The organism is Streptomyces qaidamensis (genome assembly GCF_001611795.1).
GTDB lineage: Bacteria > Actinomycetota > Actinomycetes > Streptomycetales > Streptomycetaceae > Streptomyces > Streptomyces qaidamensis.
Map to the genome: position 1 here is coordinate 2,243,594 of NZ_CP015098.1, position 19,736 is coordinate 2,263,329.

A 19,736-nucleotide genomic window follows, 5' to 3' on the forward strand; every position below is an offset into this window, starting at 1 on the left:
TGGACTGGGACACGCGGGTGTCAGGAGACTGGGGCGTCCTCTGACGTAGAAGGAGCGCGGCCATGTCCAACGCGGGAGACGACGGCGGCGAAACGGCACCCGGAATTGGCCAGGCGGAAGACGAGGCGGTGGGCGCGGGCACGTTCAAGCCCGTGGTGTTCATCGGCTCCGCCGTACTGATTCTCGCGGTTTCGATCTGGGCGATCATCACACCGTCCGGTGCCGAGAAGGCCATCGGAGTGACCGTCGACAAGATTTCCTCGTGGTTCGGCTGGTACTACTTCCTCGCAGCGACGCTGTATCTGGTGTTCGTCGTGTTCATCGGCGTGTCGAAGTACGGCACGATCAAGCTGGGCCCCAGGCACTACAAGCCCGACTACGGGCTCTTCGCCTGGAGCGCGATGCTGTTCGCGGCGGGCATCGGCATCGACCTGATGTTCTTCTCCGTCGCCGGGCCGGTCAGCCACTACCTCGCGCCGCCCGAAGGTGACCCCGAGACGATCGAGGCGGCCCGGCAGGCCGTGGTGTGGACGCTGTTCCACTACGGCATCACCGGATGGGCCATGTACGCGCTGATGGGCATGGTGCTCGGCTACTTCGCCTTCCGCCACCGGCTGCCGTTGGCGATCCGGTCCGCCCTCTACCCGATCATCGGCCGGCGGATCCACGGACGGATCGGCGACGCCGTCGACCTGGCGGCCATCATCGGCACGGTGTTCGGCATCTCCGTGTCGCTCGGTATCGGCGTGGTACAGCTGAACTACGGCCTGAACCTCCTGTTCGACGTGCCGGAGGGGCTGCCCGCGCAGATCGGCCTGATCGCCGTGGCCGTGGTGATGGCCACGGTCTCCGCAGTGGCCGGCGTGGACAAGGGCATCCGCCGGCTCTCTCAGCTCAACGTCCTGCTCGCCGTCCTGCTGATGCTCTTCATCCTGATCGTGGGCGAGCCGTTCCGGCTGCTCAACGCCCTGGTGCAGAACGTCGGGGACTACGTCGCCGGATTCCCGTCGATGACCCTGAACACCTTTGCCTACGACCAGCCGACCGAGTGGCTGGACGCGTGGACGCTGTTCTTCTGGGCGTGGTGGATCGCCTGGGCGCCGTTCGTCGGGCTGTTCCTGGCCCGGATCTCCCGTGGGCGCACCCTGCGCCAGTTCGTCGCGGCGACGCTGATCATCCCGTTCCTCTTCACCGGCCTGTTCCTCGCCGTCTTCGGCAACAGCGCGCTGTTCCTGGTCCGGGACGGGAACACCGAGTTCGGTGAGACGGCGATGGCCGCTCCCGAACAGGGCTTCTACGGGCTGCTGGAGCAGTACCCCGGCGCGGGGTTCAGCATCGGACTCGCCACGTTCGTCGGGCTGCTGCTCTACGTCACCTCTGCCGACTCCGGGGCCCTGGTCATGGGCAACCTCAGCTCCGACCTGCCCACTCCGGTGACCGACGCGGCGCCCTGGCTGCGGATCTTCTGGGCGGTGGCGACCGGGCTGCTCACTCTCGCCATGCTCATCGTGGGCGGGGTGACGGCGCTGACCGACGCGACCATCATCATGGGCCTGCCGTTCTCCTTCGTGATGTTCCTCATCATGGCGGGGCTCTACCAGGCGCTGCGCACCGAACGGATGCGGGAGGAAGCGCAGGTCACCTCGCTGCCGGGGTCGTTGTCCGGACGTACGATGCCGCACGGTCCGCCGGGGGCGCCGAACTGGCGGCGGAGGCTGGCACGCGCGATGGCGTTCCCGGGCAGGCGGGCGGCCGGCCGCTTCGTCGAGGACGTGTGCCGTCCCGCCTTCACGGACGTCGCCTCGGAGCTGCGGGGGCAGGGGGCCGAGGCGGAACTGCTGGAAGGGGTGGCCGAGGAGAACGGCGTCGCGCATGTCGGTCTGCGGGTGCCGATCGGACCGAGCGACGAGTTCGTCTACCGGGTGTGGCCGGTCGAGATGCCGACCCCCGGGTTCGCCACCCGGTCGGTCACCACGCACGACACGTACGTGCGTTTCGAGGTGCAGCTCGCCGAGGGCAACCAGGACTACAACGTGATGGGTTACACCAAGGAGCAGCTCATCGCCGACGTCCTCGACCAGTACGAGCGGCACCTGGAGTTCCTGCGGCTGCACGACGAGGCGTCCGCCCGTTCGGCACTCCCCGACCACCGCGCGGACGACCCCGAGGCACACCTGCCCGAGTGACGGGCCGGGGTCGGCGACCTCACTTCACCGACCCCGCCATCACCCCCTGTACGAAGTGCTTCTGGAACGCGAAGAACACCACGACCGGGACGACCAGGGACACGAACGCCCCGGGCGCCAGGACATCGATGTTGCTGCCGAACTGGCGTATCTGGGACTGGAGTTCCACGGTGAGCGGCTGCGACGCGCTGTCCGCGAACAGCAGCGCCACCAGCATGTCGTTCCACACCCACAGGAACTGGAAGATGGCCAGTGAGGCGATCGCGGGCCGCCCCACGGGCAGGACGAGCCGCGTGAAGATGCGCCACTCGCTGCCCCCGTCCATGCGGGCCGCCTCCAGCATCTCCTTCGGAATCTCGGCGAAGTAGTTCCGCAGCAGGAACACCGCGAAGGGCAGACCGTAGGCCACGTGGAAGAGCACGACACCGGGGATCGTCCCGAACAGGCCCAGCTGCCCGAAGAGTTTGGCGACCGGCAGCAGACCGATCTGCACCGGCACCACCAGCAGCGCGACCACCACCAGGAAGATCGCCTCCCGCCCGGGGAAGTCCAGCCACGCGAAGGCGTACCCCGCCAGGGCCGCGACGACCACGACCAGCACGGTCGTCGGCACCGATATCAGCACCGTGTTCCAGAACGCCTGCGTGATGCCGGCGTTCCCCAGCAGCGACGAGTAGTTGTCGAAGGACAGCTGCCCGGGGCTGGAGAACACCGTCCACCAGCCGCCCTTCGCCGTGTCCTCGGCGGACCGCATCGAGGACAGGAACAGCCCCGCCAGCGGCGTCATCCACACGAGGCCCACCAGGACGAGGAAGGCCTGGACGACCCCGTTGCCCAGCCCGCGCCGAACCGCGTTCATCGCTGCCCCTTTCGGAAACGGCGGACGTTGAACACCATGGCCGGGACGACCAGCAGCAGGAGCAGCACGCCCAGCGCACTGCCGAGTCCCTGGTTGTTGCCGCCGCCGAACGACACCAGCCACATCTGCGTCGCGAGCACGGTCGCGTCCTCCTGTACTGGCCCGGGCGCGATGATGTAGACGAGGTCGAAGACCTTCATCACGTTGATGACGAGGGTGATGAACACGACCGACAGGACGGGTGCCAGCAGCGGCACCGTGATCCGGCGGAAGATCTGCCACTCGTTCGCGCCGTCCATCCGTGCCGCCTCCAGGGCGTCCCGCGGCAGCGTCGACAGACCCGCCCCGATCAGCACCATGGCGAAGCCGGTCCAGATCCACAGGTACGCGCCGATGATCGCCGGGGTGACCAGCGCCGGACCGAGCCAGGAGACGCCCTCGTAGGGCGGGGCGAAGTTCGACGACGGCAGTCTCACCTCGTAGGAGCCCGCTTCGAGCCCTTCGAAGCGGAAGGAGCCGTCGGCTGCTGTGGTCACCGAGGCGACCTGCTTGCCGTCGCGGACCGCCTCGACCTTCATCTGCGGCAGCCCGCTCTCCCGGCGGTCGACCTTGCCCTGCTCACCTCCCCCGCCGGGGGTGAAGTCCAGGTAGACGACACCGCGCAGTTCGTCGGCGGCGGCCGTGCGTCCCGCCGCCGCGTACGCCGGCTCGGCCCCGTCCGGCAGGTCGTCGGGCTGCACGCCGACCAGGCCCAGCGCCACCGCGCCCCCGGGTGACACGCTCGCGCTCGTGCGGTAGGAGCCGTCGTTGTCCTTCGTCAGGCCCTGGCCGTCGCGCGCCCGGGCCGTCGGGTAGGAGGACTCGCCCTTGAAGGCGTCGTGGACGGAGACCACCGCCGCGTTGAGCACGCCCTTGTCGGGGTCCTCGTCGTAGGCGAGGCGGAAGATGATGCCGGCGGCGAGGAAGGAGACCGCCATCGGCATGAAGAGGAGCAGTTTGAAGGCCGTCGCCCAGCGGACCTTCTCCACCAGCACGGCGAGGATCAGGCCCAGGCCGGTGAGCAGGGCCGGGGCGATGACGACCCAGATGGCCGTGTTGCGGACGGCCTTGAGGGTCGCCGGGTCGCGGAACATCTCGGCGTAGTTGTCGCCGCCGACGAAGCTCGTCCCGGAGGCGTCGAAGAAGCTGCGGCCGATGCTGAACAGCACGGGGTAGACGACGAGCGCGCCGAGCAGCAGCAGCGCGGGCAGCACGAACAGCAGGGCGATGATCTTCCCGCGCCGGCGCAGCCGCCGGGTGCGGTCGGCGACCGGGCCGCGCGGTGGGGAGCTCGTCTCTTGGACGAGGGTCGCTGTCATGGCGGATCAGTCCTGGTACGCCTTGGCCGCCGCGGCCTCCAACTTCGCCGCGGTGCCCTTCGGGTCGGACGGGTCGCGCAGGAAGTCCTGGAGGAGCTTCCACTCGCCGGTGCCCTTCGTGCCGCCGAACGCGGCCGGGGCCTGGTCGGACATGTCGAAGCGGACCGAATCCCCGGCCTGGACGAGGGACTTGGCGGTGGCGCGGGTGACGTCGTCGCCGTAGGAGGCGAGGTCGAGCTTCTTGTTCGGGGAGAGGAAACCGCCCGCCTCGGCCCAGACGGCGGAGGCCTCGGGGGTCGCGAGGTATTCCAGGAGGGCCTGGGCGGCCTTCTGGTTCTTGCCGTCCTTGAGGACGACGGCGGCGTCTCCGCCGCTGACGACCGGTGCCTCGCCGCCGCCGACGGCCGGGAACGGGAAGAAGTTCGCGTCCTCGCCGACCTTCTTGCCGAACTGGTCCTTGGCGACACCGGCCACGAAGTCGCCCTCGTAGACCATGCCGGCCTCGGGCTCCGGCCCGAAGACCTTCTCGACCGAGCCGGGGAAGTCGGTGTTCAGGGCGCCCTTCTGGCCGCCGGCGATGAGCTGCTTGTCCTTGAAGAGCTTGCCGAGCGTGGTGAGGGCGTCGACGACGGAGGCGTCGGTCCACTTCAGCTCGTGGGCGGCGAGGGCGTCGTACTTCTCGGGTCCGGCCTGGGAGAGGTAGACGTTCTCGAACCAGTCGGTGAGGGTCCAGCCGTCCTGTCCGGCGACGGAGAACGCGGCGAGGCCGGAGTCGGACACGGTCTGCCCGGCCTTGAGCATCTCGTCGTAGCTCTTCGGGGGCTTGACGCCGGCCTGCTCCAGCGCGTCGGGGCTGTACCAGACGGTCGACTTGTGGGCGGCCTTGAAGTAGAGGCCGTAGAGGGTGCCGTCGACGCTGCCGTACTCCTTCCACACGGGGGCGTAGCCCGCGTCGACGGCCTGCTCGGTCTTCTTGGAGAGCGGCTTGAGCCAGCCCTTCTGAGCGAACTGCTTGAGCACGCCGACCTGCGGGACCATCACGACGTCCGGGGCGTTGCCGCCCTCGATCTTGCTGCCGACGACGGTGGAGACGTTGTCGCCGGTGGACGTGAACTGCGTCTTGGCGCCGGTCTTCTCGGTGAAGGCGTCCAGCACCTTCTGGAAGTTCTTCTGCTCGGTGCCGGACCAGACGCCGGCCACGGTGATGGTCTGGCCGTCGAGCGCCTTGTCGCCGCCGCCGGCCGAGACGGGGCCGCCGCCGCAGGCGGTCGCGCCGAGCGCCAGGACGAGGGCGGTGCAGCCGGTGAGCAGGGTGGTACGTCGTCGCATCATCGTTGATGTCCCTTCGGGAAGTTGACTTGCGAAGCGTTCGCTTGCGGGGCGTTCAGGAACAGATCCACCAGGCGGCCGTCGAGCCGGAGAGGACTCCGGGCAGGCAGGGACCGCTGGCGAGCAGGGGGGTGCCGGGGACCGGCGCGGGGGTGGGGGCCGTACCGAAGTTGACGGCGCACACCAGGTCGCCGCGTTCGAAGGCCAGGACGCCGGGCGGGGCGTCCAGCCAGCGCAGCGTGCCCTCGCCCAACTGGGGCAGGGCGGCACGCAGTTGGAGGCCGTCGCGGTACAGGTGCCAGAAGGATCGGGTGTCGGCGAGGGCGCGGTCGGTGGCGTACTCGGCGAAGTACTCCGGCTGCGGCAGCCAGGGCTTGGCGCTCTCGACGCCCGGGGTGAAGCCGAACGGCGAGGCCTGGCCCGACCAGGGCAGCGGGACCCGGCAGCCGTCGCGGATGCGGGCCCTGCTGCCGGTGCGGCGGAAGATCGGGTCGGTGAGCACGTCGTCGGGCAGGTCCACGACCTCCGGCAGGCCGAGCTCCTCGCCCTGGTAGATGTACGCGGCGCCGGGCAGGGCCAGCAGGAGCAGCGCGGCGGCGCGGGCGCGGGCGGCGCCGAGACCGCTGCCCTCGGTGGCGGGTTCGCCGTAGCGGGTGACGGTGCGGACCTGGTCGTGGTTGTTGAGGACCCAGGTGACCGTCGAGCCGGTGCCGGCGATGTCGTCCATGGCCTCGGAGATGACCTTCCGGAAGGCGTCGGCGTCCCAGGAGGCGCTGAGCAGGTCGAAGAAGAAGGCCTGGTGCAGCTCGTCGGGGCGGACGTACTGCGCGTGCTCGCGGGCGGTCGGGACGGACACCTCGCCGACGAGGAGGCGTTCGCAGCCGTCGCGCTCGGTGTACTCCTCGCATATGGAGCGCCAGCGCCGCCACACGTCGTGCACCTCGGGCTGGTTCCAGGCGAGCGGGTTGACCGAGTCGCGGGTGCGGGCGTCGGCCTCGGGGTCGTCCGAGTCGGGCAGCGCCGGGTGCTTGTAGAGGCCGGCGGCGACGTCGATGCGGAAGCCGTCGATGCCCCGGTCCAGCCAGAACCGCAGGACCCGGTCGAACTCGGCGCCGATCTCGGGGTTGCGCCAGTTCCAGTCGGGCTGCTCGGGCGCGAACATGTGCAGGTACCACTGGCCGGGCGTCCCGTCCGGCTCGGTCACCCGGCTCCAGGCGGGGCCGCCGAACATGGAGTGCCAGTTGTTGGGCGGCTCGCACCCGTCGGGGCCACGGCCGTCGGCGAAGTGGAAACGGGCCCGGGCCGGGCTGCCGGGAGCCGCTGCGAGCGCCTCGCGGAACCAGGGGTGCTCGCTGGAGCAGTGGTTCGGGACGATGTCGAGCAGCACCTTGACGCCGAGCCGCCGCGCCGCCCCCACCAGCTGGTCGAACTCGCCGAGGTCGCCGAAGAGCGGGTCGACGTCGCAGTAGTCGGCCACGTCGTAGCCGTGGTCGTGCTGCGGCGAGGGATAGAAGGGGCTCAGCCAGATCCCGTCGACGCCGAGCTTCTTGAGGTACGGCAGTCCGGCCCGGACGCCGGCGAGATCGCCGATGCCGTCGCCGGTGCTGTCGAGGAAGCTGCGGACGTAGACCTGATAGATCACTGCGTCACGCCACCAGTGGTGCCTGTTCAACCCATCGACCTGTCTCTGAGAAGGGCAGCGGTTATGCATGCATGTTAAGTAGGCGCGTCGAGAGGGTGTCAATGAAAAGGCAGAAGCAACTGACGGATTGACGTGCCTGAACCAGGACTTTTCGGGCGCTATAGAGCAAGATGAGACCCTCGCGTTACCTAACAAGTAACTAGAGAGACGCCCAGCCCAGCCCAGAGCGGAGCTAGCGGTGCGAGATGGCCGCGAGCTCTCGCGCCAGTCGCCGCACCGCCGCCGCGGGCGTCCGGTGCCCGGCCATCGCGTCGTGCACGACCGCCTGCACGACGAGGCTGACCTGGTCGTAGCGCGGGCTCTTGGGGCGCGGCTCGGCCGCGAGCACACTCGTCCGCAGGGTCGGCAGGTACGGGAACCTGCGGATGAGAGCCGGGTCCTGGTAGAGATCGGCCCGTACGGGCGGCAGCGCGCCACGGGTGAGGACCTGGCGCTGGACGCGCTCGCTGGTGAGGTACGCGATCAGGCGGGCCGCCGAGTCGGGGTGCCGCGTGTGCGCGCTGACAGCCAGGTTGGAGCCGCCCAGGACGCTGGTTCCCGGCCCGTCGGGTCCTGGCAGGGGTACGGCGCCGATCTTCCCGGCGACCTTCGAACCGGGGGCGGAGGCACCGACGTAGGCGTACGGCCAGTTCCGCAGGAAGAGCAGCCGGCCGTCCTGGAAGGCCTGTTTGGACTCCTCCTCCTTGTACGTCAGCGCCTCCCTGGGGATCCATCCCTCGCGCACCCCGCGCGCCAGGAACCCGATGCCCTCACGGGCCGCCGCCGAGTCGACGGTGACGCGCTCGCCCTCGTCGCCGAGGATCGACCCGCCCGCCGAGTAGACGGCCTCGGCCGCGTTGACGGTGAGGCCCTCGTACGGCAGGAACTGTCCGGCGTATCCGTCGAGGCCGTGCTTCGGGGCGATGGTCTTCGCGTACCGCTCCAGCTCCGCCCAGGTGCGCGGCGGCGCGACGCCCTCCTCGGCGAGGACGTCCTTGCGGTACAGGAGCAGTCCGGCGTTGGTGACGTACGGGACGGCGTAGAGCTGTCCGTCGTAGGTCGCCGTGTCCACGACCGGCTGGAGAAAGGTCTTCAGGGGGAAGCGGTCCCGCGGCAGGGGTCTGATCCAGCCCGCCGCGGCGAACTCCGGGGTCCAGTTGACGTCGATGTTGAGCACGTCGAACCGGCTGCGGTCGCCGTCGCGCAGGTCGCTGACCATCTGGGCCTGGGTCTCGTCGGCCGAGTCCGGCAGCTCGACGAGGGTGACCTTCTCGCCGGGGTGGGTGCGATTCCAACCCTCCAGCAGCGGGCCGAGGTAGCCGGTGAGGTCTCCGGCGGTGGCCAGGGTGAGGGGGCCGCGACGGCCCTGCGGGGGTTCGCCCGCCTGCGCTCCGGCGGCGACGTAGCCTGTCAGGACCACGATGAGAACGAGAAGGCCCCTACCCGCGGCATGGATCCACCGCATAGGTTCCTCCCTGTACACCGGCGCTGGGCACCCTTGCCCGGAACAGAGGCCATGTATACCTGTTAGGTATGGGCGATACTAGGGCCTGGAGCACATTGGACCGGACAGGAGGACTGCACGCGTGCGCCTGCCCCTCCTGGCCCTCCTCGCCCGCGGGCCCGCCCACGGCTACGAGCTCAAGCAGGACCTTGAGCAACTGCTGGGCTCCGCGTACCCTCAGCCGAATGTCGGCCAGATCTATGTGACCCTCGGCCGCCTCGAGAAGTCGGGACTGATCGAGGGCGAGGACGTGGCGCAGTCCAGCCGGCCCAACAAAAAGGTCTACCACCTCACCGACGCCGGGCGGGAGGCGCTGCGCGCCTGGTTCGAGGAGCCCGAGGACGAGCCGCGGGTGCGGGACGAGTTCTTCATGAAGCTGGCGCTCGCTCCGCAGACCGGTCTCGCCGAGCAGATCTCCCTGATCAACCAGCAGCGCCGCCAGTACCTGAACACCATGCGGCACCTGTCGAAGCTGGCCGCCGCAGAAGACCGCGACAACCGCATCGCCCAGCTGCTGATCGAGGGCGCGATGCTGCACCTGCAGGCCGACCTCGACTGGCTGGAACGGTGCCAGGAAGAGCTGGAGGAGCTGGAGTGAGCGACGACCGTCCCGCTCCTGTGCTGCGCGCCGAGGGGCTGGTGAAGACCCACCACGGCGAGGGCGCGCCCGCCCATGCCGTGCGCGGGGTCGACCTGTGCGTTCGCCCCGGCGAGTTCGTGGCGATCACCGGCCCGTCCGGCGCCGGCAAGTCGACGCTGCTGCATCTGCTCGGCGGACTCCAGCGGCCCGACGCGGGCAGCATCTGGCTCGACGGCGAGTCCACCGACACCTACGGCGAGGCCCGCTGGGCGGTGGAGCGCCGCAAGCGGATCGGGATCGTCTTCCAGTTCTTCAACCTCGTCTCGAACCTGTCCGTCGCCGACAACGTGGAACTGCCCGCCCTGCTCGCGGGCACCTCGCCGAAGCAGGCGCGTGCCGAGCGTGAGGCGCTGCTGGCCGAGCTGGGCCTGACGGGCAAGGAGCGCAGCATGCCGGGTGAGCTGTCCGGTGGTGAGCAGCAGCGTGTCGCCCTGGCCCGGGCCCTGGTCAACCATCCGCCGCTGCTGCTGGCCGACGAGCCGGCCGGCAGCCTCGACAGCAAGGGCACCCGCGAGGTGATGCGGCTGCTGTCCCGCTTCCACCAGCGCGGCCAGACGATCGTGCTGGTCACCCATGACGCCCGGCTGGCCAGCGCCGCGGACCGGGTGATCAGCTTCTTCGACGGCCGGATCGCCGACGACGCGGAACTCGACGGCGGCAGCACCCCGCCGCGCCGCTCCGGGATATCCGGTGTGCTGGAGCTCAAGGACTGACATGCGCGACGTCCACGACGACGGTGCGGACCTGCGCCTCCACGACGGCCGCGCGGTCCGCGGGCCGAGGGACTGAGGCCTGTGCGAGCCACCCTGCGCTGGGCCCACTCCGATCTGCGCACGCACCGCGGCGAGGCGCTGTTCCTCGTCCTCGCCACCGCGGGCATCGTCGCCTCCCTGCTGCTGGCCACGGCACTGTTCGGTTACGCGACCAACCCCTGGCAGCGCGTCTTCACGCAGTCGCACGGCGCCCATGTGTGGCTGCACACCGACAAGGCGGCGGACACCGGGAAGCTGGCCGCTCTGGACGGCGTGGACACCGTCGCCGGCCCCTACCCCACCGCCGCCGTCACCGTCTCCTCGCGCGGCAGCCGCGCCTCCGTCGAACTGCGCGGCACCCCGGAGCGGCCCTCGGACGGCCGCCCGCCGATCGTCTCCGGCCACTGGCTGGACCCCTCGGCCCCGAACGGCGTGGTCCTGGAGAGCCGTCTCGCCCGGGCCCTGCTGGCCGAGCCCGGCGACACCCTCACCGTGCCCGGCACCGCCCGCGAGCTGACCGTCGTGGGTCTCGCCGAGAGCGCCGAGCCGCGCTACCGGCCCGGTGAGCAGCCCGGCCTGGTGTGGGCACTGCCCTCGGCCGTGCCGGACCCCGGCGGCCAGGTGATCGGGCTGCGGCTGACGGACCCGGGTGACACGTCCTACATCGTCCAGCGCGCCGTGACGGTGCTGGGCTCCGGGGCGATCGGCGAGGTCTCCACCTGGCAGCAGGCCCGGGCGGAGGCGCAGGGCGACAACCGGCTGCTCGGCCAGGTGCTGGGGCTGTTCGGGCTGGGCGCGCTGGTCGCGGCCGGGCTCGCCGTGCACGGGGCGATCGGCACCCGTATCCGCGGACACCTGCGCGACCTCTCCGTCCTGAAGGCCATCGGCTTCACTCCCGGCCAGGTCGTCCGGATCTTCCTGCTCCAGCACCTCGCCTACGCCCTGCTCGGCGCCCTGGCCGCCGCCGGGCTCGCCGAGGCCCTCGGCAGCCGGATCCCCGGGCGGCTCGGGGACGCGATCGGCGTGTGGCAGGGGCTGCCCGGGCACACCGTGGCGCTGATCGTGGTGCCGGTCGGCGCGGTGCTGTTCATCGGCGCGACCACCGGCCTCGCCGCCTGGCGGGCCGGACGGGTGCCGCCGGTACCGCTCCCGCGGCCCGCCGCGACCTCGGGCGGACGACTGTCCGGCGTGGCACGCCGGGCCCTGGGCGTACGGATTCCGCCCGCGCTGGTACTGGGCTGGCACACGGCGTTCACCCGACGCCCCCGCTCCCTGGCCACCGTCGCCCGGCTCACGCTGCCGCTGCTGCTGATCGTCGTCGCGATGAGCGCCTGGACCACCATCGACCGCTTTCACAGCGAGCCCGAGCAGGTGGGCCTGCCCGCCGCGCTCAGCGTCCGCGCCGACGCCGGGCACAGCGAGCAGCAGACCCGCGCGCTGCTGGAACGCGACCCGGGGGTGGCCGCCGCCTACCCGGGAGTCGAGACGGCCGCCCTGGGTCCGAGCCAGACGTCGACCATCGCGCTGCGCGGCCTCGGCACCCACCGGGACCCCTACCCGCACACCCTTGCCGAGGGGCGCCCCGCCCGCGGCGCCGACGAGGCCGTGGCCGGTCAGGGGCTGCTCGATCTGCTGGACGCGCGGGTCGGCGACTGGGTCCGGATGACCGTCGGTGACCAGCCGCTGATCCTGCACATCGTGGGCCGCAGCATCGAGCCGGAGAACGCCGGCCGGGTCATCTCCACGTCCCTCGACACCCTCCGCGAGAACGACCCGGGGCTCCGCCCGACCCTCTACGAGCTCCGCCTGGACCCGGGCGCCGACCCGCGGGAGGTCGCCGACCGGCTCAGCGCCGCCGGGGACGGCCACCTGGACGTGCACACGGTGGCCAACCCGGCGGACGGGCTGTCCCCGCTGCGCGCGGTCGTGGCCGGGCTGATCGCCGTACTCGCCCTCATCGGGCTCATCGAGCTGCTGACCGCGATCGGCGGGACCGTCCGCGAGAGGGAACGGGACCTGCTGGCCCTGAAGGCCATCGGCCTGTCCCCCCGGCAGATCACGGCGATCACCGTCACGGCCACCGGCCTCACGGCTCTGGCGGCCGTCCTCGCCGCCTCCGCCCTGGGCCTGCCGCTGGCCCACTGGCTGATCGACGCCCAGGGCCGCTCCAGCGGCATCGGCGCGGGCATCGCACAGGGCCCCTCCGCCGTCCTCGTGGCGTCACTCGGGGCGGCAGCGGTCCTCTGCGCCGCCGCGCTGGCAGCCGTCCCCGCAGCCCGGGCGGCGCGGCGGCGGCTCGCGGACACCCTGAGCGCGGTGACCTGACCTCTCCGCCGGTCAGCCGCCGTAGGGGTGCTGCGGGTTGTACGGCGGCTGCGGGTGCGGGGCGTACGGGTGCTGCCCGTTCGCCGTGTGGGGACGGCCGTACGGTGTCCCTTGCGCCGGCAGGTACGGCGCACCCGTCGGGGGCATCCCCGCAGGCATCGGCGGGACCGGCCCGGGCGCCGGTGCCTGCGTCGCGGGATGGGCCTTCAGCCGGATCCCGTAACGCCGCTTCAGCCGCCCCATCTCCAGCAGGGCGATGGCGGTGACCGTCACCGGCGCGCCCAGGATGAAGATGATGCCCAGGGTGAGGCTGAGCCCGTGCAGATCACCGGTGACGAGGTCCGGGACCGCCATCAGCCAGCTGGTCACCACGGCGAGCAGCGGTGGCAGACAGCGGTGCACGGCGGCCGTACCGAAGAAGTTGCCGGAGAGCCGCACCGCTCCGTAGGCCGTGAAGATGAGCATCCACATCATCGTCAGACCGACCCCGATGATCACGGCCGGGTTCGCCGACCCGTTCACGGTCTGCACCAGCACCAGCACAGCGGCCACGCACCCGACGAACAGCAGAAGCAGCAGCAGGGAGTTGACCAGGGGCACCCGCAACTGTCGTACGGTGCCGCCGCGCCGCCAGACCCAGAGCATCGCGCCGACCGTCAGCGGTGTGAGGAAGAGCAGGACGACGGAGGCCGTCATCGCGTTCTCCAGCAGTTCCGTGAAGTCGAAGCCGCCCTCGATGAAGGTGAAGACCCCGAGGGACGCCGCCGCCCCGGCGATGACGCGGAACTTCTTGAGCCGTTCCACCGACGGATCGAGCGGCTGCGGAATCCACGCGGGGTGGAACACCGCCCGCGCCACGTCCTGGGGCTTGAGCAGGGACCGGGCCGTCAGGGTGCCACCGGTCCAACTTCCGCGTGTGCGTGCCACTTCGCGCTCCCCCGAGCACTCGCCGTGATGATCGCCGGGGAGTCTACGGGAAGCGGACGGCGCGCTGCCGCCCGCCTCCTCGTCCGGCTCCCGTCACTGCCGGCCGCGCAGCTCCCGGTAGGCGGCGACCAGCGCCCTGGTGGAGGCGTCCAGGCCCTCGACCTCGGCGCCCTCCGTCAGGGCGGGCTCGACGCGCTTGGCGAGGACCTTGCCGAGCTCCACACCCCACTGGTCGAAGGAGTCGATGTTCCACACCGCGCCCTGCACGAACACCTTGTGCTCGTAGAGGGCGACCAGCTGGCCGAGGACCGACGGGGTCAGCTCGGGCGCGAGGATCGTGGTCGTCGGGTGGTTGCCCTGGAACGTCTTGTGCGGCACCAGCTCCTGCGGGACTCCCTCGGCCCGCACCTCCTCGGGCGTCTTGCCGAAGGCGAGCGCCTGCGTCTGGGCGAAGAAGTTGGCCATCAGCAGGTCGTGCTGGGCCTTCAGTTCGTCGCTCAGCTCGTCGACCGGCCGGGCGAAGCCGATGAAGTCGGCCGGGATGAGCTTCGTGCCCTGGTGGATGAGCTGGTAGTAGGCGTGCTGCCCGTTGGTGCCGGGCGTGCCCCACACGACCGGCCCGGTCTGCCAGTCCACCGGGTTCCCCTCGCGGTCCACCGACTTGCCGTTGGACTCCATGTCGAGCTGCTGGAGGTAGGCGGTGAACTTGGACAGGTAGTGGCTGTACGGCAGCACGGCGTGCGACTGGGCGTCGTGGAAGTTGCCGTACCAGATGCCGAGCAGGCCCAGCAGCAGCGGCGCGTTGGACTCGGCGGGCGCGGTCCGGAAGTGTTCGTCGACGATGCGGAAGCCGTCGAGCATCTCCCGGAAGCGGTCCGGGCCGATCGCGATCATCAGGGCCAGGCCGATCGCGGAGTCGTACGAGTAGCGGCCGCCGACCCAGTCCCAGAACTCGAACATGTTGGCCGTGTCGATGCCGAATTCGGCGACCTTCTCGGCGTTCGTCGACAGCGCCACGAAGTGCCGGGCGACGGCGGCCTCCTCGGCGAGCGCGTCCAGCAGCCAGGAGCGCGCGGACGTGGCGTTGGTGACCGTCTCGATGGTGGTGAAGGTCTTGGACGCGATGACGAACAGCGTCTCCGCCGGGTCCAGGTCCCGTACCGCCTCGTGCAGGTCGGCGCCGTCCACGTTCGATACGAAACGCACCGTCAGCGAGCGGTCGGTGAAGGACCGCAGCACTTCGTAGGCCATCGCCGGGCCGAGGTCGGAGCCGCCGATGCCGATGTTGACGACGTTGCGGATCCGCTTGCCGGTGTGGCCGGTCCACTCGCCGGAGCGCACCCGGTTCGCGAAGTCCGCCATCTTGTCGAGCACGGCGTGCACGTCGGGCACGACGTTCTCGCCGTCGACCTCGATCACCGCGTCCCGCGGGGCGCGCAGCGCGGTGTGCAGCACGGCCCGGTCCTCGGTGGTGTTGATCTTCTCGCCGCGGAACATGGCGTCCCGGAGGCCGAAGACATCGGTGGCGGCGGCCAGTTCGCGCAGCAGCCGCAGGGTGTCGTCGGTGACGAGGTGCTTGGAGTAGTCGATGTACAGGTCTCCCACCCGGAGGCTGTACGCGCCGCCGCGGCCGGGGTCGGCAGCGAACAGTTCGCGCAGCCGGATGTCGCCCAGCTCCTCGCGGTGCTTGGCCAGTGCCGTCCACTCGGGCGTCTGGTTGAGCCTGGTACGGCCGTCTGCGTTCATCTCGGACTTCAGCCTTCTTCCTTGCCTGCCTGTGCTGCTGCGTACCTGCCCCGCTGCCGGTCCAACCTAATTGATCAGCGGTTGCCGTGGCCTGTCGTCGCGCCGTCGTCCGGCGCAACAACAGGTACGTCCGACCGGCGCGCGGGTATCAGCGCGGTGACGGACAGGACGAAGAAGGCGGCCGCGAGCAGCGCCGGGGTGTTCTCCCCCCAGGCGGCGGCGACGGCTCCGCCCAGCAGCGCGCCCAGGGGGGCACCCGCGACCGCGAGCGTCCGGAAGGCGGAGCTCACGCGCCCCAGCAACTCTGCGGGGGTGCGCTGCTGCATCAGCGTCGTGGTGTTGACGTTCCACACCATCCCCATGAACCCGAAGACGGCCAGGGCGGCCACCAGCGCGACCATGCTGCGCACCGAGCCCATGACGACGAGGGCGGCGGTCTGCGCCGTCCCGGCGACGAGCACCAGGCACATCCGTCCGAAGCGGGCGACGAGCCGGCCTCCGGCCGCTCCCCCGGCCAGGCTGCCGACCGTGTAGGCGGTCATCGCCACCGCGTACCCGGCGTTGCCCGCGTCGAGCCAGCCGGTCACCAGGATCACGAGGGTGGCGACGAGGGCGCCCATGCCGATGTTGCACAGGGCGGTGGCGGTGCACAGCCCGCGCAGGGCCCTGTCGCGGGTCAGGACGCGCAGTCCCTCGGCGATCTCCCGTCGCAGTGTGCTCCCCGCCGGCCTCGGCTCACGGTCCGGCGCGGTGGCCGGGAGCGTGGCGATCAGGGCGGCGGCCAGCAGGAAGGTCACCGCGTCCACCGCGAACGGCATGGCCGCCCCGGCCGCCAGCAGCAGCGGCACGACGGGCCCGCCCAGCAGGCCGCCGGCGATGCGCTGGCCGGTCATCAGCCGGGCGTTGGCGCTGCCCAGCCCGTCCCGGTCGACCAGGGCGGGCAGCAGCGCGGTCGCGGCGTTGTCGAAGAGGGTCTGGAGGGTGGTCAGGGCGAAGGCCAGCACGATTAGCAGGGCGATCGAGGCATGGCCGAGGGCGACGGCCACCGCGAAGGCGGCGACCAGCAGCCCGCGTAACGCGTCGACCGTCCACATGGCCCGCCGCCGGTCCACGCGGTCGGCGACGGCCCCGCCGAGCAGGCCGAAGAGGAGCCAGGGCAGATAGCCGCAGGCCGTGACGGAGGCGATGAGCAGCGGATCGTCGGTCAGGGTCACGGCCAGCAGGGGCAACGCGGCCGTCCGCAGCGCGTCGCCGAAGCTGGACAGTACGGCGGCACTCCACAGCCGTCCGAAGCCCCCGCGCCACGCGGCCGGAGCGCTGCTTCCCACCTCGACCGTCGCCACCGCTCCCCCTCATGGTTCGTCCGATGCACAAACCGTAGAGGGCACCACTGACAATCGGCCGGCGGTGATGGCGGGGAGGCAGCTCCGGCCGGGCACCCGCTGGTGCCCGGCCGGTCCCGACTTCTAGATCTCGCCCCGCAGTTTGGCGAGCGCCTCGGCGAGGATGGCCTCGCCGTCGGCGTCGCTGCGCCGCTCACGCACATACGCCAGGTGCGTCTTGTAGGGCTCGGTGCGCGGCGGGGCCGGGGGGTTGTCCCGGTCCTGGCCTGCCGGAAAGCCGCAGCGGGGACAGTCCCAGGTATCGGGCACCTGCGCGTCGCTGGCGAAGCTCGGCTGGGTCTCGTGTCCGTTGGAGCACCAGAAGGAGATGCGCAGCCGCGGCGCGGACTCGCCGCGCTCGGCCTCGCCCATCGGCCCCGCCCCGACCCGGCTTCCCCGGATCGCGTTGCCACTTGCCACGGTCGTAACTCCCTGCGTGATGGTGCCGCGAAGCGAGTCGGCGTTCCGCTTCGCTGCGAGCGCCTCAGTCTACGTAAGGCCCAACGCGCGTCCAGTGATTGGAGTTACAACCCTCACACCTAGACGCAAGCCCCATGATAGGCCGCGCTCTGCTGCGCGTACCGGACATGGGGCCTTACGTGCAAGTTCCGTGCGGACCGCGGCTCGGTCAGTTGTTCACCTTCATGAGGATGCCGAGCACGACGATGCACGCGAACCACAGCAGACCGATCACGACGGTGATCCGGTCGAGGTTGCGCTCGGCGACCGAGGAGCCGCCGACGGAGGACTGCATGCCACCGCCGAACATGTCGGAGAGGCCGCCGCCCTTCCCCTTGTGCATCAGCACCAGCAGCATCAGCAGCAGGCTGAAGACGATCAGGGCGATCGAGAACCCCAAAACCACGGCTGGACCAACTTCCTCGGATTCGGATGACGACGCGGGGCCCAGCACAGCGCTGGACCCCGCAAGGGTACGACGGATCGCCGCTACCGCATACTCACTGGTCGCGGAAGCGCACGATCTTGACGAACTCGTCGGCGTCCAGCGAGGCGCCGCCTACCAGGGCGCCGTCGATGTCCGCCTGAGCCATGATCTCCGCGACGTTGCCCGCCTTGACGGATCCGCCGTACTGGATGCGGACCTTGTCGGCCAGGTCCTGCGAGTACAGCTCGGCGATCTTGCCGCGGATCGCCGCGCAGACCTCCTGGGCGTCCTCGGCGCCGCAGACCTTGCCGGTGCCGATGGCCCAGACGGGCTCGTAGGCGATCACGACGGTCTCGGCCTGCTCGGCGGGGAGGTCCTTCAGACCGCCCTCGACCTGGGCGAGGGTGTGGGAGACGTGGTTGCCCGCCTCGCGGACCTCCAGCTCCTCACCCACGCACAGGATCGGGGTCAGACCGTGCTTGTACGCGGCCTTGACCTTGGCGTTGACCAGCTCGTCGGTCTCGGCGTGGTACTGGCGGCGCTCGCTGTGGCCGATGGCGACGTACGTGCACTTCAGCTTGGCCAGCATGGGGCCGGAGATCTCACCGGTGAAGGCACCGCTGTCGTGCGCCGAGATGTCCTGGGCGCCGTACTTGATCTTGAGCTTGTCGCCGTCGACCAGGGTCTGCACGGAGCGCAGGTCGGTGAAGGGCGGCAGGACGGCGACCTCGACGGCCTCGTAGTCCTTGTCGGCCAGGGCGAAGGCGAGCTTCTGGACGTGCGCGATGGCCTCGAGGTGGTTGAGGTTCATCTTCCAGTTGCCCGCCATCAGCGGCGTGCGCGTGCTCATGTAGGTCAGTCCTCCAGTGCGGCGAGGCCGGGGAGCGTCTTGCCCTCGAGGTATTCGAGGGAGGCGCCGCCACCGGTCGAAATGTGGCCGAATGCGTTCTCGTCGAAGCCCAGGATGCGGACGGCGGCGGCGGAGTCGCCACCACCGACCACCGTGAAGGCCTGGGAGTCGAGGAGGGCCTGGGCGACCGCCTTGGTGCCCTCGGCGAAATCGGGGTGCTCGAAGACGCCCATGGGGCCGTTCCAGAAGACGGTGGCGGCGTCGGCGATCTTCGAGGCGTACAGCTTGCGGGACTCGGGGCCGATGTCCAGGCCCATCTGGCCGGCCGGCATGGCGTCCGCGGCGACCGTGCTGGGCCGGCCCGGGGCCTTGGTCTTGAGATCCGGGAACTCCGGCGCGACCACGACGTCCGTCGGCAGGACCAGTTCGACGCCGTTCTTCTCGGCGCGCTCGATGTACTCCCGGACGACGGGGAGCTGGTCCTCCTGGACCAGGGACGAGCCGATCTCGTGGCCCTTGGCCTTGAGGAAGGTGAAGACCATGCCGCCGCCGATGAGCAGGCGGTCGGCCTTGCCGAGCAGCTGGTCGATGACGGCAAGCTTGTCGGACACCTTGGCGCCGCCCAGGACGACGGCGTAGGGCCGCTTGACGTCGTCGGTCAGCTTCCTCAGGACGCCGACCTCGGTGGCGATGAGGTGGCCGGCGTAGTGCGGCAGCCGGGCCGGGAGGTCGAAGACGGAGGCGTGTTTACGGTGCACCGCGCCGAAGCCGTCGCCGACGTAGAGGTCCGCGAGGGCGGCGAGCTGGTCGGCGAAGGCGCCGCGCTCGGCATCGTCCTTGCTGGTCTCGCCGGCGTTGAAGCGCAGGTTTTCCACGACCGCGACCTGGCCGTCGGCGAGGCCGGCGACGGTGGCGCGGGCGGACTCGTCGACCGTGTCGGTCGCGAAGGCCACGTCCGACCCGAGGAGTTCACCGAGGCGCCCGGCGGCCGGGGCGAGGGAGAAATTCGGGTCCGGGGCGCCCTTGGGGCGGCCGAGGTGGGAGGCGACGACGACCCGGGCGCCCGCGTCGGCGAGGGCCTTGACCGTGGGCAGCACGGCGCGGATGCGGCCGTCGTCGGTGATGCGCGTGCCGTCCAGCGGCACGTTCAGGTCGGCGCGGACGAAGACCCGCTTGCCCGCCACTCCCTCGGAGAGGAGTTCGTCGATCGTCTTCATGAAGGGGACTCCTGAAAGAGCTCGTGATCGGTCGTAAGCGCTCGTGATCGAACAGCTCTGATCTGTACGTGAGTCAGGGCTCGGACGGCGCGTC

The 19,736-nt window shown here is 70.7% G+C and carries 16 protein-coding genes; 4 read left to right on the forward strand and 12 right to left on the reverse strand.

The window, feature by feature from the left end:
• The first annotated feature begins 62 nt into the window (after window positions 1-62).
• Window positions 63-2,186: a choline BCCT transporter BetT gene (gene betT, locus A4E84_RS09840; protein WP_062926181.1), complete on the forward strand. Its 2,124-nt coding sequence runs from the start codon at window positions 63-65 to the stop codon at window positions 2,184-2,186.
• A gap of 19 nt (window positions 2,187-2,205) precedes the next feature.
• On the opposite strand, the gene A4E84_RS09845 is transcribed toward betT, so the two are convergent.
• The 5 genes from A4E84_RS09845 to A4E84_RS09865 form a co-directional block, all read right to left on the reverse strand.
• The gene (locus A4E84_RS09845) at window positions 2,206-3,045 is read right to left on the reverse strand and encodes a carbohydrate ABC transporter permease (protein ID WP_062926182.1); all 840 of its coding nucleotides are present in this window, start codon (window positions 3,043-3,045) and stop codon (window positions 2,206-2,208) included.
• The gene (locus A4E84_RS09850; RefSeq protein ID WP_062926183.1) at window positions 3,042-4,403 is read right to left on the reverse strand and encodes an ABC transporter permease subunit; all 1,362 of its coding nucleotides are present in this window, start codon (window positions 4,401-4,403) and stop codon (window positions 3,042-3,044) included. The genes A4E84_RS09845 and A4E84_RS09850 overlap by 4 nt, the downstream gene beginning before the upstream one ends.
• A gap of 6 nt (window positions 4,404-4,409) precedes the next feature.
• Window positions 4,410-5,735 (reverse strand): ABC transporter substrate-binding protein, encoded by a 1,326-nt coding sequence (locus A4E84_RS09855; RefSeq protein WP_062926184.1) that lies wholly within the window; start codon window positions 5,733-5,735, stop codon window positions 4,410-4,412.
• Between the two features lie 52 nt (window positions 5,736-5,787).
• A complete protein-coding gene (locus A4E84_RS09860; RefSeq protein WP_174569415.1) occupies window positions 5,788-7,443 on the reverse strand; it encodes a glycoside hydrolase family 13 protein in 1,656 nt (551 codons plus the stop codon).
• 163 nt (window positions 7,444-7,606) lie between these two features.
• Complete coding sequence (locus A4E84_RS09865; RefSeq protein WP_062926186.1) at window positions 7,607-8,878, reverse strand: ABC transporter substrate-binding protein; 1,272 nt, start codon at window positions 8,876-8,878, stop codon at window positions 7,607-7,609.
• Between the two features lie 121 nt (window positions 8,879-8,999).
• Here A4E84_RS09865 and A4E84_RS09870 point away from each other — a divergent pair, with 121 nt between their 5' ends.
• The 3 genes from A4E84_RS09870 to A4E84_RS09880 all read left to right on the forward strand — a co-directional run bounded on the left by A4E84_RS09870 (window position 9,000) and on the right by A4E84_RS09880 (window position 12,634).
• Window positions 9,000-9,515, forward strand: a complete 516-nt coding sequence (locus tag A4E84_RS09870) for a PadR family transcriptional regulator (RefSeq protein WP_062926187.1) — start codon at window positions 9,000-9,002, stop codon at window positions 9,513-9,515.
• On the forward strand, window positions 9,512-10,270 hold the full coding sequence (locus A4E84_RS09875; RefSeq protein WP_107308292.1) for an ABC transporter ATP-binding protein: 759 nt from the start codon (window positions 9,512-9,514) through the stop codon (window positions 10,268-10,270). Before A4E84_RS09870 ends, A4E84_RS09875 begins: the two co-directional genes overlap by 4 nt.
• A gap of 81 nt (window positions 10,271-10,351) precedes the next feature.
• A complete protein-coding gene (locus A4E84_RS09880) occupies window positions 10,352-12,634 on the forward strand; it encodes an ABC transporter permease (protein ID WP_062926189.1) in 2,283 nt (760 codons plus the stop codon).
• A gap of 12 nt (window positions 12,635-12,646) precedes the next feature.
• On the opposite strand, the gene A4E84_RS09885 is transcribed toward A4E84_RS09880, so the two are convergent.
• From A4E84_RS09885 to A4E84_RS09915, 7 genes are all read right to left on the reverse strand, one after another.
• Complete coding sequence (locus A4E84_RS09885; protein ID WP_062926190.1) at window positions 12,647-13,561, reverse strand: hypothetical protein; 915 nt, start codon at window positions 13,559-13,561, stop codon at window positions 12,647-12,649.
• Between the two features lie 93 nt (window positions 13,562-13,654).
• Window positions 13,655-15,307 (reverse strand): glucose-6-phosphate isomerase, encoded by a 1,653-nt coding sequence (gene pgi, locus A4E84_RS09890; RefSeq protein WP_062926191.1) that lies wholly within the window; start codon window positions 15,305-15,307, stop codon window positions 13,655-13,657.
• A gap of 74 nt (window positions 15,308-15,381) precedes the next feature.
• Complete coding sequence (locus A4E84_RS09895) at window positions 15,382-16,650, reverse strand: MFS transporter (protein WP_062926192.1); 1,269 nt, start codon at window positions 16,648-16,650, stop codon at window positions 15,382-15,384.
• Window positions 16,651-16,773: 123 nt separating this feature from the next.
• On the reverse strand, window positions 16,774-17,109 hold the full coding sequence (locus tag A4E84_RS09900) for an RNA polymerase-binding protein RbpA (protein ID WP_010352468.1): 336 nt from the start codon (window positions 17,107-17,109) through the stop codon (window positions 16,774-16,776).
• A gap of 208 nt (window positions 17,110-17,317) precedes the next feature.
• Window positions 17,318-17,554, reverse strand: coding sequence for a preprotein translocase subunit SecG (gene secG / locus A4E84_RS09905; RefSeq protein WP_094052663.1), 237 nt, complete (start codon window positions 17,552-17,554; stop codon window positions 17,318-17,320).
• 94 nt (window positions 17,555-17,648) lie between these two features.
• Window positions 17,649-18,425 (reverse strand): triose-phosphate isomerase, encoded by a 777-nt coding sequence (tpiA, locus tag A4E84_RS09910; protein ID WP_033310745.1) that lies wholly within the window; start codon window positions 18,423-18,425, stop codon window positions 17,649-17,651.
• A gap of 5 nt (window positions 18,426-18,430) precedes the next feature.
• On the reverse strand, window positions 18,431-19,642 hold the full coding sequence (locus tag A4E84_RS09915) for a phosphoglycerate kinase (RefSeq protein ID WP_062926193.1): 1,212 nt from the start codon (window positions 19,640-19,642) through the stop codon (window positions 18,431-18,433).
• Between the last annotated feature and the right edge of the window lie 94 nt (window positions 19,643-19,736).

Coding starts and splice junctions, on each gene's coding strand:
- betT (WP_062926181.1), top strand. CDS start 63: ATGTCCAACGCGGGAGACGACGGCGGCGAAACGGCACCCGGAATTGGC.
- A4E84_RS09845 (WP_062926182.1), bottom strand. CDS start 3,045: ATGAACGCGGTTCGGCGCGGGCTGGGCAACGGGGTCGTCCAGGCCTTC.
- A4E84_RS09850 (WP_062926183.1), bottom strand. CDS start 4,403: ATGACAGCGACCCTCGTCCAAGAGACGAGCTCCCCACCGCGCGGCCCG.
- A4E84_RS09855 (WP_062926184.1), bottom strand. CDS start 5,735: ATGATGCGACGACGTACCACCCTGCTCACCGGCTGCACCGCCCTCGTC.
- A4E84_RS09860 (WP_174569415.1), bottom strand. CDS start 7,443: ATGCATAACCGCTGCCCTTCTCAGAGACAGGTCGATGGGTTGAACAGG.
- A4E84_RS09865 (WP_062926186.1), bottom strand. CDS start 8,878: ATGCGGTGGATCCATGCCGCGGGTAGGGGCCTTCTCGTTCTCATCGTG.
- pgi (WP_062926191.1), bottom strand. CDS start 15,307: ATGAACGCAGACGGCCGTACCAGGCTCAACCAGACGCCCGAGTGGACG.
- tpiA (WP_033310745.1), bottom strand. CDS start 18,425: ATGAGCACGCGCACGCCGCTGATGGCGGGCAACTGGAAGATGAACCTC.
- A4E84_RS09915 (WP_062926193.1), bottom strand. CDS start 19,642: ATGAAGACGATCGACGAACTCCTCTCCGAGGGAGTGGCGGGCAAGCGG.